Source organism: Hymenobacter coalescens (genome assembly GCF_054783195.1).
In genome coordinates this window covers 162,783-187,675 of record NZ_BAAGRA010000014.1, presented here as the reverse complement: position 1 = coordinate 187,675, position 24,893 = coordinate 162,783, and the positions used below count along the sequence as shown (strand labels likewise).

The window sequence follows — 24,893 nt, the reverse complement described above, 5'->3', positions numbered from 1 at the left end:
TTCACGCGCAAGCCGTAAACTACGGCCCCGGACGCGCGCCACCGTCGGCGCCTCCGCAGCCTCACTCCCGGCCATGCTCACCCTGCTTGTCCTGACTGATTTCTCCCCCGCCGCCGACCATGCCCTGCAGTACACGGCCGCGCTGGCTGCTGCCGGCGGCGCACATCTGGTGCTGTTGCACGTACGCCCCTCGCTGCTCAGCTCCAATGCTCTGACCGCCTCTTCGGTGGTGGAAACCGACGAAGACGCGTACGCCTTGCTGCGGCAGCGCCTGCTCACGCTGCCGGCCGACCTGCCCGCCAGTGCGGCTGTCACCAGCGGCGAGGTAGCGGCCGAAGTAAGCGCGGCCGTGCGCCAGCGCGACGTGTCGGTGGTGGTGGTCGGGCGCCCCGACCTGAGCGAGGAGCCCGAGGAGTTGGCGCATACCACTGCCCTGGGGCTGCTGCGGCACCTCCCCTGCCCGCTGCTGGTGGTGCCCGACCAAGCCGCCGGCGCCGTGCCGCCGCAGCGGGCCCTGCTGGCCGTCGATGACCAACCGCTGCCGAGCACCCCCAGCACCGCGGCGCTGCAGCCCCTGCTGGGGCTGGCTGCCCTCACCGTGGCCTTCGTGGCCGACGACCCAGCCCACGCCGATCCGGCCCGCGCCTTCGCCAACGCTCAGTTGGCCGGCCTCACGGCGGGCTTCGGACCGGCCGAGGCGCGCGGGCTGGTGCAGGCCGACGTGGCCCGCGGTATTGCTCAGGCGGCGCAGCAACTGCCCGCCGATCTGCTGGTGCTGGTGGCGCGGCGGCGCAGCCTGCTGGGGCGGCTGTTTCACCGCAGCGTGACGGCCGCCGTGGTACACGCGGCGCAGGTGCCGGTGTTGGTGCTGCCCGAACACGCCGATTGAGCCGTAGCTTTACCTCAAGTTCCAGTCAATCACTACCCCGGCTGCCTCAAACGTGGTCCGGCATTCCGGCGTACGCCGGCTGTTATGCGCCTTTTCCCCTCCTTCTTGCTCATGCTCTGGCTGACCGCCGGAGTTGCCCAGGCCCAGATTCCGCAGGCTTTTCCCGCTGCCGCCCCGCCGGATACGATTAAGAAATACGAAAACCCCGGCGGCGTGCCCGCGCCCGAGAAAAAGCCCTGGTACCGGGGCAAGCTGGTGCGGGCCGTGGCCGTGCCGGCGCTGCTCATCGGCTACGGGGCCAGCACCATCAACGGCAACGGGCTCTACAGCAGCTACGACGCGCGCCGTGACATCCGCCGGCAGTTCCCGAACTTCCATACCAAGATCGACGACTACCTGATTTTCGCGCCGTACGCCGAGCTGGCGCTGGTGGAGCTGGCCGGCGTGGAAGGCCGCAATGACCGAATCAACACCCTGCTGGTGATTGTAAAATCGGAGGCCATTTACGGCGTGATGACCTACGCGGTGAAGAACACCACCAAGATCCTGCGCCCCGACGGGAGCACGCGCAACTCTTTTCCCTCGGGCCACACGGCCCAGGCCTTTCTGGCCGCCAGCATCGTGCACACCGAGTTCCGCGACAAAAGCCAGTGGTACGGCGTCGGGGCCTACGCCATTGCCACCAGTGTGGGCGCCCTGCGCATGCTCAACGACCGGCACTGGCAGTCCGACGTGCTGGCCGGCGCCGGCGTGGGCATTCTCTCGGCGCACCTGGGCTACCTCACCCACCGCAACCGCTGGGGCCGCAAGCCGCTGCCCGGCAAGTACAGCGTGATGCCCATGCTCTACCCCGGCGCCACCGGCCTGACCATGGTGTGGCGGCCATAAGCGGCCGGGGTCAAGAATTTGACTGGCGTGGTGCCACGGCTCTGAGCCGTGGCACCACTTATTTTAAGCCGGCTGGTACTGTCCTATCCTGGTCCAAGGCGCGGGGTAAATGAAGTGGTGCCACGACTTTTAGAGTCGTCACACCACCGGGCGTCACCAGCGCCAGCCCAGCGTGGCGCCGCCGTAATAGTTACGCCCCGGCGCCGGCTGAAAATAGCGGCCGCCAAAGGCGTTCAGGTCGTTGCCCAGGGAGTAGCGGCGGTCGGTGGCGTTTTCGACGCCGGCGTACAGCTCGGTTTCCAGCCGTTCAAACAAGGTGCGTCGCCAGCCCGCGCGGGCCGCAAAGGTCCAGTAGCCGGCGGCGTATTCGGTGTTGGCATCGTTGAGCGGCAGCCGGGCCTGGTGGCTGGTGGTGGGTTTCAGGTAGAAACCCCGACGCTCCGCGAAGTCGAATCCGGCGGTCAGCGTGTGCGGGGCGGTGCCCGTCAGGCGCTTGCCGCTGAAGTCGTTGCCGCCCGACTCGTAGCGCCCGAAGCGGTAGTGGTTGTAGGCGTAGCTGACAAAGCCGTGCAGACCGGCCGGCGACAGGGGTTCGGACGGCGGCAGGGTTGGGCCGCTGCTTGGGCGGGGCCGCCACAGCCAGCCGCTCAGGGCTGCTTCCACGCCGCGCTGCCGGGTGGTACCGGCGTTGGAAAACAGCTGGGTGCCCTGCTCGTTGGAGCGCACCACGATGGTGTTGCGCAGGCTAAAGTCGTAGGCCGCCACGTCGAACTTCAGCCGCTGGCCGAGCAGGGTGCCGCGGGTGCCCACCTCCAGGCTGGTGCCGCGCTCGGCCTGCAGGGCCTGGTTGAGCGAACCGTCCGAGGGCCGGATTTCCTCCTCAGTGGGCGGCGAAAAGCCCTGGCTCACGCTGGCATAGGCAGAAATCAGCGGCGTCAGCTCCTTGAGCAAAGCCAGCCGCGGCGACACCTCCGGCCGGAAGTCGCGCGTCACGTTGTAGGGCTGCGCGGGCGTGTTCAGCGCGTCCTGCAGGCGGCGGATGCGGTAGCGCAGGCGGTTGTAGCTAGCACCGGCCGTGGCAATGAAGCCGTAGGGCAGCTCCCAGTCGGCCTGCGCGAAGCCGAAGCCGGTGAGCGTGCGGATTTCGTCGTCGTAGCGCAGCGGGCCGGGCGTGCCGGCTAGGTTCTGGTAGTTGCGGGCGTTTTCGAAGGCCGTCTGCAGCTCGGCGCCGGCCGTCAGGCGCAGCGGGCGGCCCATTAGCAGGATGCGGTAGTTCAGGCTGCTGCGTCCGCCACCACCCACCTGGGTATTGCGCTCAAAATCGATGAGGTAGGGCGTGCGAATGACGCTGCCAGTGCCGTACAGCGTGGTTTTGAGGCTGATCTGCGGGCTGAAGCGGACCTCGTGGGTGGCGCCGAGCAGGGCCGTGCGCGAGGCGTAGAAGGTGCGCTGGGCCACGGTGCCGGGTGCGGCGGCCGTGCCGGGCCGGGCCTGCCGCGGGTTTTGCGCGTACTGGGCCCGCGTGAGGCCGCCGGGCAGCTCGTAGCGCAGATCGGTGTACAGCAGGTGCAGCGCCAGCGTCTGCCGCTCGGAGGCGGCCACTTCGCCATCGAGGGCCAGCACGTCGCGCCGCTGGGCACTTTGCTGACGGTAGCCGTCCAGCTCCTGGCGCACGTACTGGACGCGTAGCAGGCCACCCGCGCTGCCGGCCGTTTCGGCCGTAGCGGAGAAGCGCCGTAGCCCGAACGAGCCGGCGGCAAAGCCCACCTCGGCCCGCGTGGTGCCGGGTGCGGGCCGCCGGTTGCTGAGCAGCACCGCGCCGCCCGTGCCGGCCCCGTATACGCTGCCCGCCGGCCCCTTAATAACTTCGATGCGCCCGAGCAGCGCCGGGTCGAGCAGGTTGAGCGGGGTGCTGCCGCTGGCTTCGGTAAACGGGATGTCGTGGTAGTACACTTTCACGTTGCGCACCCCGAAGGGCGAGCGAAGCGTGCTGCCGCGCACGCTCAGGCGGTAGCTGGCCGTGGCCCGCTCCTCCAGCCGCACGCCGGGCAGGGTGTTGACGGCCTGCGCCAGGGAGGCCTCGTTGAAGCGCCCAATCACGGCGGCGTCCACCACGCCCACGGCGGCGGCGGTGCGGCGCAGCGGCAGGCGCTGGCCGTAGCCCACCACGGTGGCCTCGGGCAGGGCCACCGGCCGGGTGGTATCGGGCGGCGCGGCGGACTGCGCGCGCAGCCCCCCGGGCAATATCAGGAGCAAGAAAAAGGGCAGCGCGGCGCGGTCGGACATGCAACAATCAACTCGAAGAACAACACGTACCCGCCAACGCGAAAGCCCCACCCGGGGTTGGGCGGGGCATTTTCAAAGCATGCTCCTTGGTTACGAGCCGAGCACTCTCCAGCAGGAAGCAGAGCAGATGCTGCCTCTGCATTTTACGCCTTACGCACACGCATCAGCGAGGGCAACACCTGCACCAACATCCCAGGACCCGACACCTTACAGGGCTGGCCGCACGTAGATTGACGGCCCATCACCTGCAACCAAAAATCAGTGCTGCCACGGATGCCTATATCCCCAATATATCTTTGATTAACAACTGTTTAAATTTTTTTAAATGTATGAAACAACTATCCGCAGAAGAGCAAGCCAATTATCTGGCAGTACTCGACAAGCATAGAAAGGATTTGCTGAAGTACGATGGCGTCACCGAAGTAGCCATTGGCTACCCGACACAACGAGGCATTCTAGACACCAGCCGCATTTCCATTCTAGTTTACGTGGTACGCAAGTTTGCCCAAGACGAGCTTGAACCGGCCCAAACGCTCCCGACGGTGTTGGAAGGCGTGCCCGTCGACGTGATACAGTCCGCTCCCATGGAACATGCAGAAGAACTGCGCGCCCCTCTCATTGGCGGTGTAGGCATCTCCAACGTCAACTTGCAAGGGCGGGGTACGCTCGGCCTGATTGTCGTTAGCCGGGCCGATGGTCAGCTGTGGGGGCTCACCAACTGGCACGTCGTCAAGCGCCGCCGGGGTCGCAGTAACGACGCCATTGTTCAGCCGGCGTGGAAGCCCAACAACAGCCAGTACCGTATCGGTCGGCTACTGAAATGGAACCGGAAGCTTGATTGCGCGGTGTTTGCGGTGGAGCACGCGCGTGGCTCGAACGTATGCGCTCTGCTGGACGTGCCCGGGACCGTCGTGGGGATGGCCCAACCCCTGGTCGGGATGTTTGTCACCAAATCAGGGGCCCGAACGGGGGTTACCTACGGCTTTGTGAGCGGCGTCAACGGCATCAACGTACGCATCGCCCCCAACCCCGCCAAGCCCGCAGCGAACAACGAAATTTCCCGCCCTGGCGACTCGGGCGCAGTCTGGGTTACGGACGAAGCCGCACCACTTGCTGTAGCGCTCCACTGGGGCGGCGACGGGGAGAACAGCAGTTCCACCGAACAGGCCTTGGCGCGGGATATAGCGGCTGTAGCCGCCGCGCTTGAATTTGATTTTCAGCCGCGTTCGGTTTAGCGGAATTCTATATTAATGGCGGCTTTTACCTGCCTGCCTCGGCCCCCGAAACTATCTGTTTCGGGGGCTTGTGTCTTTGGGCTGCCTCCTATCTTCTATTCGCTTATCCCTTTGCCCCGCACTGCATTGCCTATTTTGCGCCTTTCCAGCTCCCGCATGAAGCAGCTTTCCCGCAACCTCACCTTCCAGGTGCTTACCGCCATTGCCCTGGGCGTGCTCGTGGGGGTGCTGTTTCCGGCCGTGGGCAGCGCCCTGAAGCCGGTGGGCGAGACGTTTATCCGCCTCATCAAGATGCTCATCGCGCCCATCATCTTCCTGACGGTGGTGCTCGGCATCGGCAGCATCGGCTCGCTGCGGAAGGTGGGGCGCGTGGGCGGCAAGGCCCTGCTCTACTTCGAAATCATCACTACGCTGGCCCTGGTTATCGGGGTGGCGGCGGCCAACCTGGTGCAGCCCGGCGCGGGCGTGGACACCAGCGCGGCCCGCGCCAACGCCGGCGCCACCGCCAAGTACGCCGAGCAGGCCGCCGGCATGGATTGGGTGGCCTTTTTCACCCACATCGTGCCCGAAAACCTGGTGGGCGCCTTTGCCCAGGGCGAGGTGCTGCAGGTGCTGCTGGTGGCGGTGCTCTTTGGCCTGGCCCTCACGCGGGTGCCCGAGGCGGTGGGCCGCCCGCTGCTCAGCACCTTCGAGCGCCTTTCGCACGTGCTGTTTGCGGTGCTGGGCATGGTGATGAAGCTGGCCCCGCTGGGCGCCTTCGGGGGCATGGCCTACACCATCGGCACCTACGGGCTGCGTACGCTGCTGCCGCTGGCCAAGCTCATGGCCTCGGTGTACCTCACGATGGCCCTGTTTATTTTCGGCGTGCTGGGGCTGGTGGCGCGGTATTACCGGTTCAGCATCTGGCGGCTGCTGGGCTTTATCAAGGAAGAGCTGCTGATCGTGCTCGGCACCTCGTCGTCGGAGTCGGCCCTGCCGCGGCTCATCGACAAGCTCACGGCCTACGGCTGCTCCCGCTCGGTGGCGGGGCTGGTCATCCCGACGGGCTATTCGTTCAACCTCGACGGCACCACCATCTACCTCTCGATGGCCAGCATTTTTCTGGCGCAGGCCTTCCATATCCCGCTCACGCTGAGCCAGCAGCTCACCATCATCGGCATCCTGATGCTCACCAGCAAGGGCGCGGCGGGCGTCACCGGCTCGGGCTTCGTGGTGCTGGCTTCCACGCTGGCGGCCACCAAAACCATTCCGGTGGAGGGCATGGCCCTGCTGCTGGGCGTGGATCGGTTCATGTCCGAAGCCCGGGCCATTACCAACATCATCGGCAACGCGGTGGCGACGGTGGTGGTGGCCAAAAGCGAAAATGAGTTTGACGAGGTGAAGAACAAGCTGGCCCTGGCCGGCGTGGTGCACCCCGAAAGCGACGTGGCCGCCGACCAGCCCGAGCACGCGCCGGCGCCCCGGTAGCCCGGGCCGCGCGGCACTTGCCAGCTCGCCGGGCCACCCGCCCCGCGGCTGGGGCGCTAGGTTATTGTCCTTTTTGGAGCCAAAAGAGCCTTTTTTGCGTTATTAAAGGCCGACTACTTGTACGCTTATTCTCCGGCTCGATGCCTTCCCTGTCACCCGCCCTGCGCAAAGCCCTGCTCAACCTCCCCCAGAAGGAAAAGGACCAGTTGCTGGTGCGCCTCGTCTGCCAGGACAAGGTGCTGACCGAGCAGCTGCAGTTTCGCCTACTCGAAGGCCCCGACGGCCTGGAGGAGCGCCGGGCACGCCTGCGCGAGCGGCTCGACGACCCGGTGCGCGGCTACCACCAGACGCCCAACGATTTGCTGCTCATTCTGCGGCAGCTGCAGAACCAGATCGGCTACCACGGCAAAATCACCGGCGACCAGTTTGGCGAGGTGGAGCTGACGGTGCGCCTGCTCAACAACGTGTTTCGCCACCAGCCCGCTTCGGTGGCCCGCCTCACCGGCATCACCCAACCCCTGCTCAGCCACCTGGCCCGCCGCGCCGATACCGCCCTGCGCCTGGCCGAGAAGCTTGACGTGGACTATCACCTGGAGCTGGCCGACGCCGTGAATGAGCTGCTGACCAACCTGTGGAGCACCGCCGCCGCCCCCCTGGCCCGCGACCTGGGCCTGCCCCGGCAGTGGGGCGTGTATCAGTAATGGCTGAATGGCTGCCGGGTTACAACAAAAAGGCCCTTTTCGTGCAGGAAAGGCCTTTTTCAGCTCTTGCACGGCCAATAATTTAACCGCTCAGCCATTCAGCCATCTACAAGCTTTATTCCAGGGCCCTGAACACGATGGGCAGGGTGCACTGCACCCGCACGGGCTGTCCGCCGATGAGTCCGGGCGTCCACCAGGGCATGATGCGCACCAAGCGCAAGGCTTCCTGATCGAGGCCGTAGCCCAGGCCCTTCACCACCTGCGGGTCCTGAATGCGGCCGCGCTCATCCACCACAAACTGCACCAGCACCTTGCCCGACAGGCCCCGGCGCAGGGCCTCGTCGGGAAAGCGCAGCTTGTCGCGCAGAAACGCCTGCTGCGCGGCCGCGCCGCCCGGAAACGCGGGCATTACCTCGGCCACGTGGTAGACGGCCGGTGCGGGGGGGGCGGCCGGACTGCTTTCGGCGGCGGCCGGCTCGGCAGCGGTGATGGTGCTGCTGGCTGATGGGTGGCCCGCTTGCGCGAGGGCACCGGCCCGCGCGGCCAGCGCCAGGGTAAACACTAGGGCAAGAACGCGTTGCATGGGCGGCGGTAACGACGGGCGGTAACGCCGGCAAAGCTAGCGCGGGGCTGCGACCGGGCCGTGAAGGGCGCGTTACGCTTCGGTTGCCCTTAGGTTGGTAACACGGGCAAGCATCTTTTCGGCCCGAAGGCCAGTACAATGCTTTACCGCCGGACCCGAGCCGGCCCCTCTCCTGCTTACCGCTATGACTTACGTTCCCAACCCCGACCACATGCGTGCGCCCCACCACCTGAGCACCGCCGAGCTGCAGCAGGCCCTGGAAGAGCTGGACTCGAAAATCAAGACCCTGCACGCGCGCGCCAACGCCACCACGGCCAACGCGCCGCACCACTACCACGAGCACATTGCGGCCCTGGAAGTGAAGCGCCGCCAGCTGGGCGAGCAGCTCGGGGCCGCCGACCAGGGCAGCCACCCCGACGACGACCGAAGCGGCAGCGTGTGGACTGACTTGAAGCGCGGCATCGACACGCTGCGCGAGGACATCAGCAAACTGTTTTAGCTCCGCCCCGATGCTAGCCAAACGACTTCTGGGCCTGATGCTGCTCGTGCTGCTGGGCTGGGTACTGCACGCGTGCACCGCGCAGGAAAGCTTCCAAAACGCGGAGCAGTGCCTGAAGGTGGATATCGGCATGACGCAGGACCAGGTGCGCCGCACCATGGGCGCCCCCACCGGCGACGACGCCACCGCCGACGGCGGCCATACGTGGTCGTACCTGTTCGGCAGCGCGACTGATACCCAACCCATCAAAATCACGTTCGGCGCCGACGGCCGCGTGACCAATAAGCAGTGCGCGCCCGCAGCTCGCGGCGACCAGCGCCCCGACGCCAACACCTCGACGGCGGAGTAGCCGGTGGGCGTCTGCCCGCAAGTCCGGCGTTCTGCGCCCGGCAAGCCGTAGGGCGGCGTCACCGCTCCCGTACGAACGACAACGCCCCGGCTTCGCCACCAGTTTTACAGTAAAATCCAAACGCGCCGCCCCCAACGCCTCCTGCCAAGTGTTGGGGGCGGCGCGTTTTCCGTTGGTGCCGGCGCGGGTAATGCTGCGGCATGGGCCGCCCTGTGAAGTGCCGGGCGCCGGCCGGCGGTGCTTGTTGCGCCACCGGCTGCCCTGACGGCGGCCGCCATTCGGCCCGGCTTTTTTGCCACTCGGCCCGACGCCCTACCGTTCGGCCAGGTTTTGCTTCCGCCCGGCGCGGCGCGGCGCCACCTTTGGATCATCAACCACGCCCCAAACTCCCTGATGACCATGAAACGCTTCGCTACCGCCCTCCGCCCCCTCTGCGCCGCCCTGCTGCTCGCCACCGCGGCCCTGCCCGCGGCTACCGCTGCCGCCCCGGCTGCTCCGCTGGCCGCCTCGGCCAAAGACAACCCCGCCGAGCACCCCACCTTTACGGTGCGCGTGGTGGGCAAGGGCCGCCCGGCGCTCCTGATTCCGGGCCTCACCTGCCCCGGCGCGGTGTGGGACGAAACCGTGGCCCGCTACCAGCAGCAGTACCAGTGCCACGTGGTATCCTTGGCCGGCTTCGGCGGCGCGGCCGCCCCGGCCAGCACCGATAAGCTGCTGCTCAATGTGCGCGACCAGCTGCTGGCCTACATCAAGGCGCAGAAGCTGCAGCGCCCGGCCGTTATTGGCCACAGCCTGGGCGGCTTCCTGGGCCTGTGGATGAGCACCACGCAGCCCGAAGCCGTGGGCCCGCTGGTCATCGTGGACTCGCTGCCCTTCCTGGCGGGCGTGCAGAACCCGGCGCTGACCGCCGAAACGGCCCGGCCCATGGCCGAGGGCATGCGTCAGCAGATGAGCCAGGGCCGCATGAGCCCCGCCCAGCAGCGCCAGATGGTGGCCGGCCTGATTACCGACACGGCCCGCCAGACCACCGCCATGCGCTGGGGCCAGCTCTCTGACCCGCGCACCGTAGCCCAGGCCATGTACGACCTCTACACCACCGACCTGCGCGGCGAGTTGGGCCGCATTCAGCAGCCGGTGCTCGTGCTCGGCGCCTGGGCCGCTTACAAGGCGTACGGTTCCACCAAGGAAAGCACCCGCGCCATCTTCGCGCAGCAGTACGCGCAGCTGCCCCAGCACCGCATCGAAATGTCGGAGGCCGGCAAGCACTTCCTGATGTGGGACGATACGCAGTGGTTTTTCGCCCAGACCGACGCCTTTTTGAAGCAGCACGCGCTGGCCAAAAAATAGAAATACCTTGCCGGGCGGCTTTATTCGCAGTCTTTCCTGAGCCCTGCGGGGTAAAGCCGCCCGGCCACTAACTTTTCACCTCCTACCCTCCCTCACGGCTATGGTAACGCAACAAGACTTCGACGCCCTGCGCTTGGAACTGTCGGTCAAGGCCAAAAACGGCGTCGACTTTATCACGGCGGCCACCTTGCTCTGGGCCGCCATTGCCGGTATCTGGGCACTGCCGTACAGCGTGTCGCAGAAAGCGTTGTTCACCTTCATGATGGGCGGGGCCATGCTGCCGCTGGCCTGGCTGTTTTCCAAGGTCTACAAGACCACCTGGACGTTGAAGAACAACCCGCTGGACCCGTTGGGCTTGTGGCTGAACTTCGCGCAGCTGTTTTACTTCCCCTTCCTGATCTTCGTGTACATCAAGGCGCCGCAGTACTTCATCATGAGCTACGGCATCATCACCGGGGCCCACTTCTTCCCCTACGCGTGGTTTTTCAACCAGAAAGCGTACGCCGTGTGGGCGGGCCTGATTGCCTTCGGCTGCATGTTCATCGGCCTGCAGGTGTCCGTGGATCAGCTGTACCTGATTCCGGTATTTGTGTCGGGGTCGTTGCTGGCGCTGGCGGTGGTGCTGCTCGTGGCGTATCAGCGCAACAAAGGCAGCTACTCGCCCGCCGTCTTGGAGCTGAGCTAATTTTCTTCCCGAAGCCCATCGTTTTTTGCTCATGACCGATTCAGCCCGGCGTATGCGTCAGTACTGGCGGCTGCAACTTTTGGGTTGGGGGTTGTATGGCGTGTTCGGCGTGGCGGTCTACGCCATGTTCTCCCGCAGCTTCTCGCTCAGCATCGTGCTCATCCAGGTGGTGGTGGCCGCCACCCTGGTGGGCATCTCGCACGGGCTGCGCTACCTCATCCGGCGCTTCGACTGGGTGCAGATGCCCTTGCTGTCGGTGCTGTGGCGCCTGCTCCTTACCAACCTGCTGCTGTCGGTGCTCAGCCAGGTGGTCATCTGGGCCGTGATACTGCTGCTGATTGTTCCGCTGCTGCAGCCCAACGGCAAGCCCCAAGGCTGGGGCGAGTTTCTGGGGTACACGCTCAACGTCAACTTCGTGCTGTGGCTGTGGGCGGCGGTGTACTTCGGGCTGCAGTACCTACGCCGCTACCGGCAGGCCGAGGTGGATAAATGGAAGCTGGCCGCCGCCGTGCGCGAGGCCGAGATGCAGACGCTCAAGGCCCAGATCAACCCGCACTTCCTCTTCAACGGGCTCAACAACATCCGCGCCCTCATCGGCGAAGACCCCGAGCGGGCCCGCACCATGCTCAGCCACCTCTCCGAGCTGCTGCGCTACGCCATTCAGCTGAACCGCACCGAGCAGGTGCCGCTGCACCGCGAGCTGGCCGTGGTGCGCGACTACCTGCAGCTGGAGTCGCTGCAGCTGGAGGAGCGCATGCAGTACAGCCTCGACGTGCCCGACGAATGCCTGGCCGTGCCCGTGCCGCCCATGCTGGTGCAGGTGCTGGTGGAAAACGCCATCAAGCACGGCCTGGCCTCGCTCCCCGACGGCGGCGTGCTGCGGGTGCAGGCCCGCTGCTCGGCCGGCTTCCTGCTGCTCACCGTGCAAAACACCGGTCAGCTGGCGCCCAAGGCCCTGCCGCAGCGCCCCGACGGCACCGGCACCGGCCTGCGCAACGCGGCCGAGCGCCTGCGCCTGCTGTTTGGCGAACGGGCCGAGCTGCGCCTGGAGCAAACCGAGCCCGACGTAGTAACCGCCCTGGTACGCCTGCCCCTGAGCGTTGAGCCCTTGCCGGCAGCGCCGTCCGATCCGTGGGCTTCGCCGCGGCCGGAGCTGGCCAAACCGGCGTAAGCCCCGCTTTCTTTTCCCTTGTTATTGCGCCGATGAAAACCCTTATCGTGGACGACTCCCGCTTGGCCCGCCAGGAGCTGCGTCGCCTGCTGCAGCGGCACCCCGACGTGGTGGTGGTGGGCGATGCGGCCCACGCCGCCGAAGCCGAAGCCCGCATCGCGGAGCTGACGCCCGATCTGCTGCTGCTCGACATTCACATGCCCGGCCGCTCGGGCTTCGAGCTGCTGGCCGGGCTGCCCAGCGCCGCGCCGCAGGTCATCTTCACCACTGCCTTCGATCAGTACGCCGTGCAGGCCTTCGAGGTCAATGCCCTCGACTACCTGCTCAAGCCCGTGGACGAGCAGCGCCTGGCCGCCGCCCTGGCCAAGGCCCGCGCCGCCCTGGTGGCCGAGGCCGACGCGGCTCCCGAGCCCGCGCCGCCCAGCCGCGAGCTGCTGCGCGAAACCGACCAAGTGTTCGTGAAGGACGGCGAGCGGTGCTGGTTTGTGCGCCTGCAGGACGTGAAGCTGCTGGAAGTGGCCGACAACTACACCCGCCTGCACTTCCACGACGTGCACCCGCTGATTCCGCGCACCCTGCAGCAGTTGGAGGCCCGCCTCGACCCGGCCGTGTTTTTCCGCGTCAACCGCCAGCAGATCATCAACCTCAAGTGGGTGGAGCACATCGAGCCCTGGTTCAGCAGCACGCTCAAAATCAGCCTGCGCGGCGGCGGCGAAGTGGAAGTATCGCGGCAGCAGTCCATGCGCTTCCGCGAGGCCCTCAGCTTCTGACCCCGACGGCGGGGCGCCCATTTTTGCCCTTGCGCTACCGCTGCCCGCTTTTTGTGCGTCTTTGACTACCCCTGACGCCCCTACGGGCAGCTTCCTGCTGCGCCCGGCGGCCAAATGCGGCCGCCGGCACCCCGGCATTTTGTCGGGGGAAAGTTCGCCTGTTCGGGCACATCCTTTTTAGCGCGGTTGGAGTAAAAGGCCATGGCACCCAGCCTATAAGCTGGTACTTCTGCCATTCCACCTTCTTCGTCTCCACCTGCCATGAAACCTCTACTATACCTGCTTGCCTTCAGCTTTTTCATCCTGAGCACCGCCTGTTCCCGCAGCGGCGACGCAACCATGCAGAACCCGCGCAACTACAAGTCCGTGTCGACCAAAGGCCCCTCGCGCGACAACGACCGGCGCCAGTACAAGCAGACCCGCGGCGGCAGCATCGGCCTCGGCATCGACACCAAAGCCAACAACCCCTACCAGTTTCGCACGGTGAAGGGCCAGAAGAAGTACAAGTACACCAAGGGCCGCGAGTAGGCCCTGCAGGAACTGCCAAACAAGCGACAAGGACCGCCCGGAAGCCCGGGCGGTCCTTGTCGCTTACGCAGAAGGTTGATGCTTCCCTAAGCCACCGGCTCGCGGAAGCCCACCCAGGTAAAGCGCTTAATCACGAACTCGGGGTTGGTGAAGGACGCGTTGCCGGCCGGGTTGCCCCCGGTCACGTGGAAGTCGGAGAAGGAGGCATTCTGGTTCACGTAGATGCCGCCGGTGAGGTTGAAGCTCACGGCGGTGCCGGCCAGGCTCATCTGGTCCATGATTTCCTCTTTCAGCTCGGGGTCGGTGGTATAGGCCGCGCAGCTGATGGCGCCGTGCTCCCGCGCCAGCTCGGCCGCGAGGCGGATGCTCTCGTGCGTGTCCTTGGTCTTGATGGCGAGCATGATGGGCCCGAACAGCTCCTGGCTGAAGTGCTCCTTGTTGGTGGCGTCCACCTCGTAGAGGGCCGGCGAGCAGGTGCGCGCGTTCTGGAACATGGGGTTGTCCACTTTGCCCGAGGCCAGCACCGAGCGGTGGCCGCGGCCGGCCAGCTGCTCCACCCGCTCGTGGGTGGCCGGGTTCTGGATGGCGCCCAGCACGTGCGGCGCCGCTTTGGGGTTGGTAGCCAGCCCCTGCACGGCGGCGGCCAGCTTTTGCGTCACCTCATCGAAGGGCACCAGCGTGCCGGCCACCTTCACGCCCTCGGCCGGGATGAAGAAGTTCTGCGGGGCGGTGCACATCTGGCCCGAGTACAGGCTCACCGAAAACGCGAGGTTCTGGGCTACTTTGTCCAGGTCGTCGCAGCTGTCGAGGATGACGGAATTGACGCCGGTTTTCTCGGTAAACACGATTTTGCCCTGGCTCTGCAGGCCCTCGATGTAATTGCCGAACTCGGTGCCGCCGGTGTAGTCGATGAGCTTCACGGCCGGGTTTTCGGCCAGTTCCTTGGTGATAAGGCGGTCATCGGCGTCCACGGCCAGCTGGCAGATGGTAGCGGGCAGGCCGGCGGCCACCAGCACCTTCTGCACCTCGGCCACCACGATGGCGATGGGGAGCACCGCCTTGGGGTGCGGCTTGATGATGACGGGGTTGCCGGTTACCAGCGAGGCGTACATGCCGGGCACGGTGTTCCACGTCGGGAAGGTGGAGCAGCCAATCACCAGGGCCACGCCCTTGGGCACCGGGCGCCAGGTTTTATTCAGGCTGATGGTAAACTTGCCCATGGGCTTATCCCAGCGGGTTTCCTCCGGGAAGCGCGTCTGCTCCTCGTAGCCGGCGGCCACGGCTTCCAGGGCGCGGTCGGCGGCGTGGGGCCCCGAGGCCTGGAACGACATCAGGTAGGCCTGGCCGGTGGTGTGCATCGTGGCGTAGGCAATTTCGAAGAAGCGCTGCTTCATGCCCTCCAGGCTCTCGATGAGCAGGGCGGCGCGGTCGGCGGGCTTCACCTTGCGCCAGGCGTCAAACGCCGCCTGGGCGTTCTGCACCAGCGTTTCGGGCGCGTAGTACGGGTACTGAATGCCCAGCGCGGCCTGCTCGTAGGGCGACTCTTCCTGGCCGGCCCAGCCCTGCGGCTCGCCCTGCTGCAATTCCTGGAACTGCTGGCCGCGGCGGGCGGCGAAGGCCTCGCGGCCCTGCGCGTCGGCCTCGGCGCCGTACACGTCGGGTGAGGGGTTTTCGGGGTACTGCGCGAAGAACGTGCGGCCGTGCAGGGCCTGCACCGCCTGCTCCAAGGTGGCCTGGTGCTTTTGGGTCGTATCGTTCATAAAGGGGAATTGAGGGAATGCGAAGCGAAGTTGGTCGAAAAGTTCGAGCGGGTTGCGGCTCGGGGGCTAAATTTACGTAGTTAGCCCCGACCGGTCCTATCACATCATTTGCATCGATGAAACAACTTCTACGTCTGCTGCTGGCGGCCTGCGCCGGCTGGCCGGCCCCCGTGGCGGCGCAGGCACCCGCGCCGGCAGCGGCCGTTGCGCCCTCGCCCACCGCCCCCGGCGTAGCCGTGTTCAAGCTAGCCGCCGGGGCCCGGCTGGCGCGCGTGGAGGCGGCGCTGGAGCAATTGGAGGCCGGCAGCCTGCGGCAGAAGTACCCGCGGGCACAGGCCCCCAGCCCCGAAAAGCCCGGCAGCGTGGAGCTGCGCGGCATCTACCAGTTTAGCTACGCGCCGCAGCTCAGCCTGAGCAAGGTGCGCCAGGTGCTGCTGGCCACCGGCGCCGTGCAGTACGTGGAGCCGCTCTACCAGCGCCTTCCGCTGCTGCAGCCCAACGACCCGCTGGCCGACTCGCTCAACGCCGCCGGGCAGTACTACCTGAAGAAGATTCAGGCCTACCGCGGCTGGGACCTGGGCCGCGGCGACTCCACCGTCGTCATCGGCATCAGCGACACGGGCACGCGCTTCACCCACCAGGACCTGCGCCAGCAGATCAAGCTGAACTACGCCGACCCCATCGACGGCCGCGACAACGACAACGACGGCTACGTGGACAACTTCCGCGGCTGGGACACGGCCGACAACGACAACGACCCGAGCGTGGGCCCGCCCTACGGCGGGCACGGCGTGCTGGTGGCCGGCAGCGCCGTGGCCCGCCCCGACAACGCCAGGGGCCTGGCGGGCGTGGGCTACCACTGCCGCTACCTGCCCCTGAAGATCTACCCGAGCACCGCCAACGGCATATTCGGCGGCTACGAATCGGTGGTGTATGCCGCCGACCACGGCTGCCGCGTCATCAACCTGTCGTGGGGCGGCACCGGGGGCAAGTCACAGTACGAGCAGGACGTCATCAACTACGCGGCCCTTAACCGCGACGTGGTGGTGGTGGCCGCGGCCGGCAACGCCAACGCCGAGCTGGACTTCTACCCCGCCTCCTACGACAACGTGGTGTCGGTGGCCGGCGTCTCGCCCACCGACCGGCAGGTACTCACCTACAGCTACCGCGTCACCCTTTCGGCCCCCGGCGACGTGATTCTGACCACCTCCGCCGACCACGACAGCGCCTATGCGGCCGTGGGCGGCTCCTCGTTTGCCAGCCCCATTGTGGCCGGCGCGGCAGGCCTGGTGCGCAGCAAGTTTCCGCAGCTCTCGGCCGCGCAGGTGGCCGCCGTGCTCCGCCAAAGTACCGACGATATTTACGGCGTGACGGGCAACACCGCCGTAGCGGGTCGCCTCGGCTCGGGTCGGCTCAACGTGCGCCGCGCCCTCGCTTCGGGCCCCAACCAGACGGCCGTGCGCATCCGCGGCCAGCGCCTGAGCCGCCCGCGCCTGCTCGCCGCCGACACCGCCCGCCTCACGCTCACCATCGAAAACCTGTTGCTGCCGGTGCAGGGCCTCTCGCTCACCGTCACCTCGCTCACGCCGGAGCTGACGGTCACCAGCGGCCCCGCCAGCCTGGGCGCGCTGCCGACCGGCGCCACGGCCGTAGCCCCGGTGCAGCTGCGCGTGGCGCCCGGCACGCCGCCCAATACCCGGGCCGTGCTGCGCTGCCGCTTCACCGCCGCGGGCGGCTACCAGGACGACCACTTTGTGGTGCTGGAACTGAACCCCGATTACGTGGTGCTCACCGCCGGCGACCTGCACGTGACCGTAACCAGCCGCGGCAACCTTGGCTACGACGGCACCAACAACGAAATCGGCGCCAGCATTACTTACCGCAACTCGCCGGTGCTGCTGTCGGAGGGCGGGCTGCTGGTAGCCACCGGCCCCACCAAAGTGGCCGACCGCCTGCGCGGCGCTCCGCTCTACACCACCGATGCCGACTTCTTCACCCGCCAGGCCATTCGCCTGCGGCCGGTGCTTGCGGGCGAGCAGGCCACCGGGGCCTTTCAGGATTCGCTGCCGAGCCTGACGCGCGGCCGCACCCTCGGCGTGCAGGTGCGGCAGCGGGCCCTGGCCTGGTCGGCCCCCACCGCCGACCGCGACTACGTCATCGTGGAATACACGCTGCGCAATGCTTCGGCCGATACGCTCAAGCCTTTGCACGCCGGCCTGTTCATGGATTGGGACCTGCCCGCCGAAGGGGGCCGCAACGTGGCCGCCTGGGATTCCACGCGCCTGCTGGGCTACGTAGCCGGCGCCCAGCGGCCGGGCCTGTACGCCGGGGTGCGCCTGTTGCGCCCCGGCCTGCGGCCGGCCGCCAGCTACTACGCGCTGAACAACGCCGCGGCGGCCGGTTCCCCTGTTTACCTGGGCGACGGGTTTTCCTCGGCCGAGAAGTTTCTGACCGTGAGCAACGGCACGCGTCAGCGCACGGCCGGCGGCGCGCTGGGCTCCGATGTGTCGCACGTGGTGGGCGCGGCCCTGGGCCGCCTGGCCCCCGGCGACTCCGTCACGGTCACGTTTGCCGTGCTGGCCGCCCCCACACTAGCCCAGCTGCAGGCCGCGGCCGACGCCGCTCAAGCGCGCTACCAATTGGTCCTGCCCAACCGGACGGCCGCCGCCCGGCCCAGCTGGCAGGTCTACCCCAATCCGGCCCGGGCGTTGCTGCGCGTGCAGCTTCCGGCTGGAGCAGCCGGCTCCCAGCTGACGCTGCTTAATGCCCTGGGGCAGGCCGTAGGGCAGTGGCGCCCGACGCAGGCCAACCCGACGCTCGACGTACGCCAGCTGCCAGCCGGGCTATACTTGCTGCAGTGGCAGGCCGCCTCCGGCGAAAGATTCACGCAGCGCGTGTTGCTGGAACGCTAATTCCGGCCGCCCGTGGGCAGCGTGGCCGCTTGGTCGCTCATTTTCTGCTTGGGCCTGGCTTCAGGACGGACACCATGTCCATCCTGAAGCCAGGCCCGCTGCTTAGAGCAGGTTTGGATGTTGCAGAAAATGCAGACGACCTGCTGAGCTTGTCGAGGCAAGACCCGCAACGAAAATTCCCAGTTTGCTCCTAGCAGTTGATGCACCACAGCTTATTCCAGTCAGTGGTGTACGCGGCCGACATCAGCTGTTGGCGGCCACGCCAGCGGCTGTCGTCGGTGCCGGCGGCGGCGTAGCGCACCGTGTTGCGGCCGAAACGGGCATTCAGCGCATCGAGGCGGGCCATCAGCTGCTGGCTTAGCTGCAGCTGCGCGGCGGTTTGCCCAAACAAGCTCAGCTGCGCCTGCCCGGCGGGCTCCACGCCGCTCAGCGTCACGCCGGCCCGGTGGTAGAGCGTGCCCGGTCGCAACAGTTGCCGCAGCCGCCGCAGCGCGGCCCGCGTCAGTTCCCCGGTGTCACTGGTGGCTACGGGCAGCGTCACGACGGCCGTGTGCGTACGCGGCCCGGGGCCGGGTGCGTGCCGGTCGGTGCCCAGCATGACGAGGACGGCGTGCGCGGCCAGGCCGTGGCGCCGCAGCTTCTCGGCGGCGCGCCCCACAAAGGTGGCCACCGCCTCGCACAGCACGTCCTCGGCGCTTTGGGGACGGCCAAACGAGCGGGTGCAGCTCACGCTGTGCCTTGCCCGGGCGGGCTGGCCGGGCTCCAGCGTCAGCTCGGCCGCATCAAAATCCAGGCAGGGCTGCCCGTTCAGCTCCTGCCACAGCCGCACGCCCACCACGCCGCCCAGGTGACGACGAACCCAGCTTTCGGGGGCAGCCGCCAGGTCGGCGGCGGTGTGCAGCCCGGCGGCCTGCAGCTTCGGCCCGTAACGCCGCCCAATGCCCCACACGTCGCCAATGGGCGTCTGCTGCAGGGCGCCGCGGCACTGCTCGGCGGTTTCGAGTACCAGCACCCGTTCTTCCGGCGGCCGCTTGCGGGCCAGGCGGTTGGCCAGCTTCGCCAGCGTTTTGGTGGACGCCACGCCGATGGCCGTGGGAATGCCGACCTGCTGCTGAACCGCCTGCCGAATGCGCTGGGCGTGCGCCGTCAGTCCGTCAGCGGCGCAGTAAGTCATGCCGCTCAGGTTCAGGAAGGCCTCGTCGATGGAATACACGTCGACTTCGGGCGCGAAGTCGCTGAGCACCCGCAGCACCCGCCGCGACATGTCGCCGTAGAGCGCGTAGTTCGAGGAAAACACGCGCACTCCGTGCTGCTGCAGCCGCGCCCGGGCCAGGTGGTACGGCTCGCCCATCTGAAAGCCCAGGGCTTTGGCTTCGTCGGAGCGCGAGATGAGGCAGCCGTCGTTGTTGCTGAGCACCACCACGGGCTGCTCCTGGAGCCGGGGCTGAAAAACCCGCTCGCAGCTCACGTAAAAGTTATTGCAGTCGACCAGCGCAATCATGACCAGGGCGCGCCTACGGGCGTTTGCGGCCGCGGGCCACCTGCGCCAGCGTGCGGCTCAGCCGGGGCCGAAAGGCGTGGATGACGTGCGTGACCACCCCGAAAACAACCAACGTGCTGTCCTCCTGCAGCCGGATGATGGGGTAGCGCGGGTTGTCGGGCTCCAGCCAGGTCTGCGTGCCCTGTCGGCGCAGGCGCTTGACGGTATGTTCCCCGTCGAGCACGGCCACCACGATGCAGCCGTCCTGCGGCACCAGGGCCCGGTCGACGGCAATGATGTCGTCGTGGCGGATGCCGGCGCCGGTCATGGAGTCGCCCGATACCCGGGCCAGGAAGGTGGAGGCCGGATGACTGAACAGCATCTCGTGCAGGTTCAGCGGGGCATCGAGGTGGTCGTCGGCCGGCGAGGGAAACCCGGCGGGCACGGCGCAGGCGAAGAGGGGCAGCGTCAGGCCGGCCCAGTCGGTGCTAACAGAAAATGGGGCAATGCGCGTCATAAAGCGGGCCGGCCCCCACTTGTCCGTTGGCCGACGCCGCTATTTACTAATTTTTTTAGCATTTAGTTTTACAAGGGCGTTTGAAAAGTTCCGTGATGGTTGACTTTTTTTCTATGAACCCCAACTCCATCTTCTTTACATCCCATTAAAACAGAATTAATGGGACGATTTTCTTCTTATTTTTCTACCTAATATTTTTAGTTTATCTGGAATATCCTTATTTTTGGATATGCGCAGAACGAAGAAGAGTCAGCTTCCAACTCCCCTCCCCGTCCAGCAGTATGCCCGTTGCGTGGACGCCACCCGCCGCCCCTCGGACCACATCGGCGACTGGCCTGCCAAAGGCCAGGTATACCCGGTGGAGTACCGCACCAACGCCCGCACCGGCGAGCCGCAGGTGCACGTGCTCGGTTTCTACGCCGAGCGGCCGTACGGGGCTTTTGCCACCCGGCGCTTCGAGCCGCTGGCCGAGGTGTGGCTGAACTAACGCCCCTTTTGCTCCTTGTTCCACGATCCGGCCGCCTTGTGCGGCCTTTTTCTTTGACACGGGCCAAGGAGCGTCAAAGCCCTGGAGCCTGAACGCGGCCGCACACTGACCGCGCCCGCCGCAAAGCCCCCAGCTTGGATTAATCAGTTTGGGCGGCGTGCCCGTACCCCCACGGCGGCGGCCAGGGCCAACAAGGTGGGTAGCCACAGCCAGCGGAATTCGCTTAGCAGCGTGGCGACGCCCCGGGCCGAGAAAAATCCGCCGCCCACGGGCGAAACGCGGACCGGACGCCAGGGAAAGAAAAACCGCTCGGCGCTGAACGGGGCCAGCAGCGCCACGCCCAGGCCACCGCTGGTGAGCATGTCCAGCACGGGGTGCGAGGCCGTGGCCACGGCAAACCACAGGGCCAGCGGCGCCCGCGGCCGGGCGTCGGCGCGGGGCCACACCGCGTAAGCCATCAGCAGGCCGGTGAGCAGGGCAAAAAGCAGGGAGTGCGTGATGCCGCGGTGGCCCCACAGGCTGGCGTAGGGAATGCCGAGTTTGAAGGTCACCGCGTCGAAGTCGGGCAGGATGGCGCACAGCGCGGTAAGGCCCCAGAAACGGGCCGGCAACGCACCGGCGTGCACGATACGGCCGAGGCCGGCCGCCACCAGGGCGTGGGTGAAGATGGTAGGCATAGCGGGTGGCAAGATAGCGGCCGGAGCAAGTGCCCCGGCCCTGTGTGGCCGGCTTGCGAGCTGCGGGGGCAACAAGGCATCGGATGTATTGCTACTTTGCACAGTTGGTGCAGGGCTGCGGCTAAGCCGGAGCTGACGATTATCTTCGAAAGCCTGATCCGCCGTAGCCCGGCCCATAAAGGTTTTTAATCCTTACTCCTCAAATTATTCCCCATGAAGCACGCTTACCTGTTGCGTTTTCTAACGCTCCTGTTGCTGCTCGGGCCGCCCGCCCTGGCGCAAACCCTCGACCCCAGCTTTGCCCCCACCGTCCTCAAGCTGGCCTCGACCAACCCCTTTTACGTGCGAGCCATGCTTCCCCAGCCCGACGGCAAGGTGGTGGTGGCCGGCGGCTATGACTTCGTGAATGGCGTGCTGACCAGCAAAGTGCGGCGCCTCAACGCTGACGGCAGCGTGGACGCGGCCTTTCTGACCCAAACGGGCAGCGGCCCCGACGTGGCGCTGGTGCAAGCCCTAGCGCTTCAGCCCGACGGCAAGATCCTGGTGGGCTCCGTCAACTCGGTGTACTACAACAGCGTGTACGCCCCGGGCCTGGCCCGCCTGAACGCCGACGGCAGCGTGGACGCGGCCTTTAACTCAGGCGGCGTGGGCTTTGAGCCGACCGTGTTTGGCAACACGACGGTTCGCAGCCTGGCGGTGCAGCCCGACGGCCGGATCCTGGTCGGCGGCAGCATGATCCGCTACAATGGGCAGCCGATCAGCAGCTTGGTCCGCCTGAACGCCGACGGCAGCGTGGACAACTCCTTCGTGCTGGGCAGCGGCGTGCAGCTGAACACCGGCCCTGGCACGGTGGACGTCATCCTGGTGCAGGCCGATGGCAAAATCGTCATCGGGGGAACGTTCAACTCGGTCAACGGCACGAGCGTGGGCAACCTGGCTCGCCTCAATACCGATGGGACCCTGGATGCTACGTTCGGCGTGGGCACGGGCGCGGTCCTTGGGGTGGCCGGTGCCGTCCGGGCCATCGTGCAGCAGCCCGATGGCAAGCTGCTGATCGGCGGCTCGTTCAACCAGTTCAACAGCCAGCCCAGCGGCAGCGTGCTGCGCCTGAACCTGAACGGCACTCCGGACAACACATTTCAGGCCGGTGCGCTTAACACGAACGGGGCCGTGTACCAGATGCGGCTGCGCGCCGACGGCAGCGTGCTGCTCATGGGCAACTTCACCAGCTACAACGGCACGCCGCGCGGCGGCGTCGCCAAGGTCAGCGGTACGGGCGCCCTGGACCCCGGCTTCGCCACGGGCGCCGGCATTGGGTCGAGCGGGGGGCAGGTGTACGACCTGATCGAAAGTGCCAACGGCCAGTTTTTGGCCGGCGGTACCTTCGCCAGCTACGACGGCACGCCGCGCACTGGTTTGGCGCGACTCAGCAGCACGGCGACCCTGGACCCGAGCTACAACCCAGTGCTGGAGTTTAAGGGCACCGTCAACACGCTCGCGCCGCTCAGCAATGGGCAGCTGGTGATTAACGGCAGCTTCAGCAGCTTCAACGGCACGGCGGTACCCAACACTGGCGGTCTGCACCTGCTCAACCCGGACGGCACTTACAACTCGGCTATTACCCCGGCCGTGGGCGGCACGTACTTCGTGCAGCCGGATGGGCGCATTTACGTGGGGCGCTACACCGCCTCGAACACCACTTACTCCTACTCGCGCCTGTTGCCCAACGGGGCGCTGGATGCCAGCTTCGCGACGGTAGTCATCACCCTGCCCACCGCCGGCTCCTTCCGCTCGTTGGGGCCGCAGGTGCTGCCCAACGGCAACATCCTGCTCTCGGGCAACTTCACCACCATCAACGGCGTGGCCCGCCCCGGCGTAGCCCAGCTGCTGCCCAACGGCACCCTTGATGCCTTCGTGCCGGCCAGCGCCCCGTGGCAGGCCCTGAACGACGTGCCCCTGCTGACGCCGCTGCCCAACGGCCAGATTCTGGCCAACTGGTCGGATCAGAACATGGGCCGCAGCTACCTGCTGCGCTTCAATGCCAACGGCACCACCGATAACAGCTACTTCGTCAGTCAGCCGACTTTGTTCTCGGTGGCCGGCACGCTGCCCGGCGGCGAAGTGCTGCTCACGGGTACGTTTACCACCTTCGGCGCACTGAACACGCCCAACGGCTTGGTGCGCCTTGGCCGCACAGGCGTCCCCGACCCGGGTTTTTCGGCCGCGGTTGCTCTGCGCACCCTGTACCTGCAGCCCGACGGGCGCATCATCGGGCTGCGGATCAACAACCCCAACCCTGCCGCGGCCCAGTTGGTCCGGCTGAACCCCGACGGCAGCCTGGACACCAGCTTCGGCCCGGTGGCCATTCCCCAAAGCATTTACTCCGGCTCGGTTCTGAACGGTATTGCGCTGCAGCCCACCGACAACAAGATTCTGTTGTGGGGCGGCTTCGCTCGGGTAGCGGGCGAAACCCGCATTGGCCTGGCTCGCCTCACCAACACGCTGCTGGCTACGCGCGGCGGCCGGGCCGCGCTGGCGCTGACGGCTTACCCCAACCCGGCGGCCAACGACGCGACGCTGGAGCTGCCGGCACCCACCACGGCGGCGCGCGGCGGCGCTACGCTGCTGGACCTGCAGGGCCGCGTGGTGCAGCGTTGGTCAGTGCCCGCCGGGCAAACCACGGTGGCCTTGCCGCTCGGCACGGTAGCCCCGGGCCTCTACGTGCTGCGCGTGGAAACGCAGCACGGCCCCGCCCAGCAACGCCTCGCCATCCAGCGCTAAACCCTGGTTATTTTACCTGCTTCGGCCCCGCCAGCTCCCGCCCCCGGGCGCTGGCGGGGCCGACTCGGTTTCACCCTGCGCATGCCGTTTGCGGAGCGGCCGACGCGGGGATGTGCCTACCGGTAATGCCAAAAAATGCCGAAGTCGAACGGCGTCCAGAGGGCAGCGCGCTGGCCGGCGGCCTTCAGGGCAGCGTTGGCCCAGGAGTTACAGGTGTAAAAGAGGTTGTAGGTGCCGCGCGCCTCGTAAAACGCGTCGTAGCGGCCGTAGCTGTGGCCTTCGATGTGGCGCACCCGGCCGTGGGCATCGAGGGCAAAGCTGCGCCGGATAAACGTAATCAGGCGGGCGTACTCGGCGGGGCTCAGCGACAGGCGCACGCAGTCGGGGCCCTCCGCGGGCCGGTGGTGAAAGGTGGTGTGCATGGCCGTGGTGCTCAGCCAGAACATGGCTTCCACGGCCGTCCTCGGCTTTAGCTCGGCCCAGGTGGGCGTGCTCAGGTAAAAGCCTTTGTCGCCCCAGCCGAAGCCGACAAATTCCATGGTGCTGTCGGCGGCGGGCGTGTCGGCGTAGGAAATCAGGCGTCCCCAGTCGAGTTGAGCGGTTCGCACCGGCACCACAATGTCGGTGTGCACGCCGTTGGAGAGGATGTAAGCCTCGATGTCGCCGGGCGCGGGCGCACGGCGCGTTCCGACGGGAATGCGCGAGAGGCCCGCGGCGGCGGCCAGGTACAGGGCTAACGCGCCCAGCAGGCCTCCGCCCGCGTAGGCAACGCCCTTTGCTACTTTTTGGAGAGAGTTTGCCATTCGAAGGCCCACCGATTTTTCGAGGCGGGCTGCGCCTCATACGGACGCAGCCCGGGTTCGGCTGCCGAGCTTGGAACA

General features: G+C 66.8%; 22 protein-coding genes. 15 read left to right on the top strand and 7 right to left on the bottom strand.

The window, feature by feature from the left end:
* Positions 1–73 precede the first annotated feature (73 nt).
* Together ACYVKQ_RS09970 and ACYVKQ_RS09965 are read left to right on the top strand one after the other, a co-directional pair.
* Entirely contained in the window at positions 74–889 is an 816-nt protein-coding gene (locus ACYVKQ_RS09970; protein ID WP_460578009.1) for a universal stress protein, read from the top strand.
* A gap of 111 nt (positions 890–1,000) precedes the next feature.
* Complete coding sequence (locus ACYVKQ_RS09965) at positions 1,001–1,777, top strand: phosphatase PAP2 family protein (RefSeq protein ID WP_460578008.1); 777 nt, start codon at positions 1,001–1,003, stop codon at positions 1,775–1,777.
* A gap of 153 nt (positions 1,778–1,930) precedes the next feature.
* Here ACYVKQ_RS09965 and ACYVKQ_RS09960 read toward each other — a convergent pair whose 3' ends face one another.
* The gene (locus ACYVKQ_RS09960; protein ID WP_460578007.1) at positions 1,931–4,063 is read right to left on the bottom strand and encodes a TonB-dependent receptor family protein; all 2,133 of its coding nucleotides are present in this window, start codon (positions 4,061–4,063) and stop codon (positions 1,931–1,933) included.
* A gap of 329 nt (positions 4,064–4,392) precedes the next feature.
* On the opposite strand from ACYVKQ_RS09960, the gene ACYVKQ_RS09955 reads away from it, so the two are divergent.
* The 3 genes from ACYVKQ_RS09955 to ACYVKQ_RS09945 all read left to right on the top strand — a co-directional run bounded on the left by ACYVKQ_RS09955 (position 4,393) and on the right by ACYVKQ_RS09945 (position 7,466).
* Positions 4,393–5,298 (top strand): chymotrypsin family serine protease, encoded by a 906-nt coding sequence (locus tag ACYVKQ_RS09955; protein WP_460578006.1) that lies wholly within the window; start codon positions 4,393–4,395, stop codon positions 5,296–5,298.
* A gap of 156 nt (positions 5,299–5,454) precedes the next feature.
* Positions 5,455–6,765 carry a cation:dicarboxylase symporter family transporter gene (gene dctA / locus ACYVKQ_RS09950; protein WP_460578005.1) on the top strand — a complete coding sequence of 437 codons (1,311 nt, stop codon included), beginning with the start codon at positions 5,455–5,457 and terminating at the stop codon, positions 6,763–6,765.
* Between the two features lie 140 nt (positions 6,766–6,905).
* Positions 6,906–7,466, top strand: coding sequence for a hypothetical protein (locus ACYVKQ_RS09945; RefSeq protein WP_460578004.1), 561 nt, complete (start codon positions 6,906–6,908; stop codon positions 7,464–7,466).
* 115 nt (positions 7,467–7,581) lie between these two features.
* Here ACYVKQ_RS09945 and ACYVKQ_RS09940 read toward each other — a convergent pair whose 3' ends face one another.
* Entirely contained in the window at positions 7,582–8,049 is a 468-nt protein-coding gene (locus ACYVKQ_RS09940) for an energy transducer TonB (protein ID WP_460578003.1), read from the bottom strand.
* Between the two features lie 184 nt (positions 8,050–8,233).
* Here ACYVKQ_RS09940 and ACYVKQ_RS09935 point away from each other — a divergent pair, with 184 nt between their 5' ends.
* The 7 genes from ACYVKQ_RS09935 to ACYVKQ_RS09905 all read left to right on the top strand — a co-directional run bounded on the left by ACYVKQ_RS09935 (position 8,234) and on the right by ACYVKQ_RS09905 (position 13,398).
* On the top strand, positions 8,234–8,548 hold the full coding sequence (locus ACYVKQ_RS09935; protein ID WP_460578002.1) for a sll1863 family stress response protein: 315 nt from the start codon (positions 8,234–8,236) through the stop codon (positions 8,546–8,548).
* A 10-nt stretch (positions 8,549–8,558) separates the two neighbouring features.
* Positions 8,559–8,897: an outer membrane protein assembly factor BamE gene (locus tag ACYVKQ_RS09930; protein ID WP_460578001.1), complete on the top strand. Its 339-nt coding sequence runs from the start codon at positions 8,559–8,561 to the stop codon at positions 8,895–8,897.
* A 399-nt stretch (positions 8,898–9,296) separates the two neighbouring features.
* Positions 9,297–10,244, top strand: coding sequence for an alpha/beta fold hydrolase (locus tag ACYVKQ_RS09925; RefSeq protein WP_460578000.1), 948 nt, complete (start codon positions 9,297–9,299; stop codon positions 10,242–10,244).
* Positions 10,245–10,344: 100 nt separating this feature from the next.
* Positions 10,345–10,929: a DUF7010 family protein gene (locus tag ACYVKQ_RS09920; protein ID WP_460577999.1), complete on the top strand. Its 585-nt coding sequence runs from the start codon at positions 10,345–10,347 to the stop codon at positions 10,927–10,929.
* A 31-nt stretch (positions 10,930–10,960) separates the two neighbouring features.
* Positions 10,961–12,100: a sensor histidine kinase gene (locus tag ACYVKQ_RS09915; RefSeq protein ID WP_460577998.1), complete on the top strand. Its 1,140-nt coding sequence runs from the start codon at positions 10,961–10,963 to the stop codon at positions 12,098–12,100.
* 32 nt (positions 12,101–12,132) lie between these two features.
* Positions 12,133–12,870 carry a LytR/AlgR family response regulator transcription factor gene (locus ACYVKQ_RS09910; protein WP_460577997.1) on the top strand — a complete coding sequence of 246 codons (738 nt, stop codon included), beginning with the start codon at positions 12,133–12,135 and terminating at the stop codon, positions 12,868–12,870.
* A gap of 261 nt (positions 12,871–13,131) precedes the next feature.
* A complete protein-coding gene (locus tag ACYVKQ_RS09905; protein ID WP_460577996.1) occupies positions 13,132–13,398 on the top strand; it encodes a hypothetical protein in 267 nt (88 codons plus the stop codon).
* 86 nt (positions 13,399–13,484) lie between these two features.
* On the opposite strand, the gene paaN is transcribed toward ACYVKQ_RS09905, so the two are convergent.
* Entirely contained in the window at positions 13,485–15,158 is a 1,674-nt protein-coding gene (gene paaN / locus ACYVKQ_RS09900; RefSeq protein WP_460577995.1) for an aldehyde dehydrogenase family protein, read from the bottom strand.
* A 116-nt stretch (positions 15,159–15,274) separates the two neighbouring features.
* Here paaN and ACYVKQ_RS09895 point away from each other — a divergent pair, with 116 nt between their 5' ends.
* Positions 15,275–18,070 carry a S8 family peptidase gene (locus ACYVKQ_RS09895; RefSeq protein WP_460577994.1) on the top strand — a complete coding sequence of 932 codons (2,796 nt, stop codon included), beginning with the start codon at positions 15,275–15,277 and terminating at the stop codon, positions 18,068–18,070.
* Between the two features lie 190 nt (positions 18,071–18,260).
* On the opposite strand, the gene ACYVKQ_RS09890 is transcribed toward ACYVKQ_RS09895, so the two are convergent.
* Positions 18,261–19,571, bottom strand: a complete 1,311-nt coding sequence (locus ACYVKQ_RS09890; RefSeq protein ID WP_460577993.1) for a Y-family DNA polymerase — start codon at positions 19,569–19,571, stop codon at positions 18,261–18,263.
* 13 nt (positions 19,572–19,584) lie between these two features.
* The gene (locus ACYVKQ_RS09885) at positions 19,585–20,067 is read right to left on the bottom strand and encodes a LexA family protein (RefSeq protein ID WP_460577992.1); all 483 of its coding nucleotides are present in this window, start codon (positions 20,065–20,067) and stop codon (positions 19,585–19,587) included.
* A 292-nt stretch (positions 20,068–20,359) separates the two neighbouring features.
* Here ACYVKQ_RS09885 and ACYVKQ_RS09880 point away from each other — a divergent pair, with 292 nt between their 5' ends.
* A complete protein-coding gene (locus tag ACYVKQ_RS09880) occupies positions 20,360–20,554 on the top strand; it encodes a hypothetical protein (RefSeq protein ID WP_460577991.1) in 195 nt (64 codons plus the stop codon).
* 143 nt (positions 20,555–20,697) lie between these two features.
* Here ACYVKQ_RS09880 and ACYVKQ_RS09875 read toward each other — a convergent pair whose 3' ends face one another.
* Positions 20,698–21,231 (bottom strand): metal-dependent hydrolase, encoded by a 534-nt coding sequence (locus ACYVKQ_RS09875; protein WP_460577990.1) that lies wholly within the window; start codon positions 21,229–21,231, stop codon positions 20,698–20,700.
* A gap of 213 nt (positions 21,232–21,444) precedes the next feature.
* On the opposite strand from ACYVKQ_RS09875, the gene ACYVKQ_RS09870 reads away from it, so the two are divergent.
* The gene (locus ACYVKQ_RS09870) at positions 21,445–24,012 is read left to right on the top strand and encodes a T9SS type A sorting domain-containing protein (RefSeq protein WP_460577989.1); all 2,568 of its coding nucleotides are present in this window, start codon (positions 21,445–21,447) and stop codon (positions 24,010–24,012) included.
* A 116-nt stretch (positions 24,013–24,128) separates the two neighbouring features.
* Here ACYVKQ_RS09870 and ACYVKQ_RS09865 read toward each other — a convergent pair whose 3' ends face one another.
* Positions 24,129–24,815 carry a DUF2459 domain-containing protein gene (locus ACYVKQ_RS09865; protein ID WP_460577988.1) on the bottom strand — a complete coding sequence of 229 codons (687 nt, stop codon included), beginning with the start codon at positions 24,813–24,815 and terminating at the stop codon, positions 24,129–24,131.
* Positions 24,816–24,893: the final 78 nt, after the last annotated feature.

Excerpts from the sequence above, each read along its gene's own strand:
- ACYVKQ_RS09970 (WP_460578009.1), top strand. The coding sequence starts at position 74 with ATGCTCACCCTGCTTGTCCTGACTGATTTCTCCCCCGCCGCCGACCAT.
- ACYVKQ_RS09965 (WP_460578008.1), top strand. The coding sequence starts at position 1,001 with ATGCTCTGGCTGACCGCCGGAGTTGCCCAGGCCCAGATTCCGCAGGCT.
- ACYVKQ_RS09960 (WP_460578007.1), bottom strand. The coding sequence starts at position 4,063 with ATGTCCGACCGCGCCGCGCTGCCCTTTTTCTTGCTCCTGATATTGCCC.
- ACYVKQ_RS09955 (WP_460578006.1), top strand. The coding sequence starts at position 4,393 with ATGAAACAACTATCCGCAGAAGAGCAAGCCAATTATCTGGCAGTACTC.
- dctA (WP_460578005.1), top strand. The coding sequence starts at position 5,455 with ATGAAGCAGCTTTCCCGCAACCTCACCTTCCAGGTGCTTACCGCCATT.
- ACYVKQ_RS09945 (WP_460578004.1), top strand. The coding sequence starts at position 6,906 with ATGCCTTCCCTGTCACCCGCCCTGCGCAAAGCCCTGCTCAACCTCCCC.
- ACYVKQ_RS09940 (WP_460578003.1), bottom strand. The coding sequence starts at position 8,049 with ATGCAACGCGTTCTTGCCCTAGTGTTTACCCTGGCGCTGGCCGCGCGG.
- ACYVKQ_RS09935 (WP_460578002.1), top strand. The coding sequence starts at position 8,234 with ATGACTTACGTTCCCAACCCCGACCACATGCGTGCGCCCCACCACCTG.
- ACYVKQ_RS09930 (WP_460578001.1), top strand. The coding sequence starts at position 8,559 with ATGCTAGCCAAACGACTTCTGGGCCTGATGCTGCTCGTGCTGCTGGGC.
- ACYVKQ_RS09925 (WP_460578000.1), top strand. The coding sequence starts at position 9,297 with ATGAAACGCTTCGCTACCGCCCTCCGCCCCCTCTGCGCCGCCCTGCTG.
- ACYVKQ_RS09920 (WP_460577999.1), top strand. The coding sequence starts at position 10,345 with ATGGTAACGCAACAAGACTTCGACGCCCTGCGCTTGGAACTGTCGGTC.
- ACYVKQ_RS09915 (WP_460577998.1), top strand. The coding sequence starts at position 10,961 with ATGACCGATTCAGCCCGGCGTATGCGTCAGTACTGGCGGCTGCAACTT.
- ACYVKQ_RS09910 (WP_460577997.1), top strand. The coding sequence starts at position 12,133 with ATGAAAACCCTTATCGTGGACGACTCCCGCTTGGCCCGCCAGGAGCTG.
- ACYVKQ_RS09905 (WP_460577996.1), top strand. The coding sequence starts at position 13,132 with ATGAAACCTCTACTATACCTGCTTGCCTTCAGCTTTTTCATCCTGAGC.
- paaN (WP_460577995.1), bottom strand. The coding sequence starts at position 15,158 with ATGAACGATACGACCCAAAAGCACCAGGCCACCTTGGAGCAGGCGGTG.
- ACYVKQ_RS09895 (WP_460577994.1), top strand. The coding sequence starts at position 15,275 with ATGAAACAACTTCTACGTCTGCTGCTGGCGGCCTGCGCCGGCTGGCCG.
- ACYVKQ_RS09890 (WP_460577993.1), bottom strand. The coding sequence starts at position 19,571 with ATGATTGCGCTGGTCGACTGCAATAACTTTTACGTGAGCTGCGAGCGG.
- ACYVKQ_RS09885 (WP_460577992.1), bottom strand. The coding sequence starts at position 20,067 with ATGACGCGCATTGCCCCATTTTCTGTTAGCACCGACTGGGCCGGCCTG.
- ACYVKQ_RS09875 (WP_460577990.1), bottom strand. The coding sequence starts at position 21,231 with ATGCCTACCATCTTCACCCACGCCCTGGTGGCGGCCGGCCTCGGCCGT.
- ACYVKQ_RS09870 (WP_460577989.1), top strand. The coding sequence starts at position 21,445 with ATGAAGCACGCTTACCTGTTGCGTTTTCTAACGCTCCTGTTGCTGCTC.
- ACYVKQ_RS09865 (WP_460577988.1), bottom strand. The coding sequence starts at position 24,815 with ATGGCAAACTCTCTCCAAAAAGTAGCAAAGGGCGTTGCCTACGCGGGC.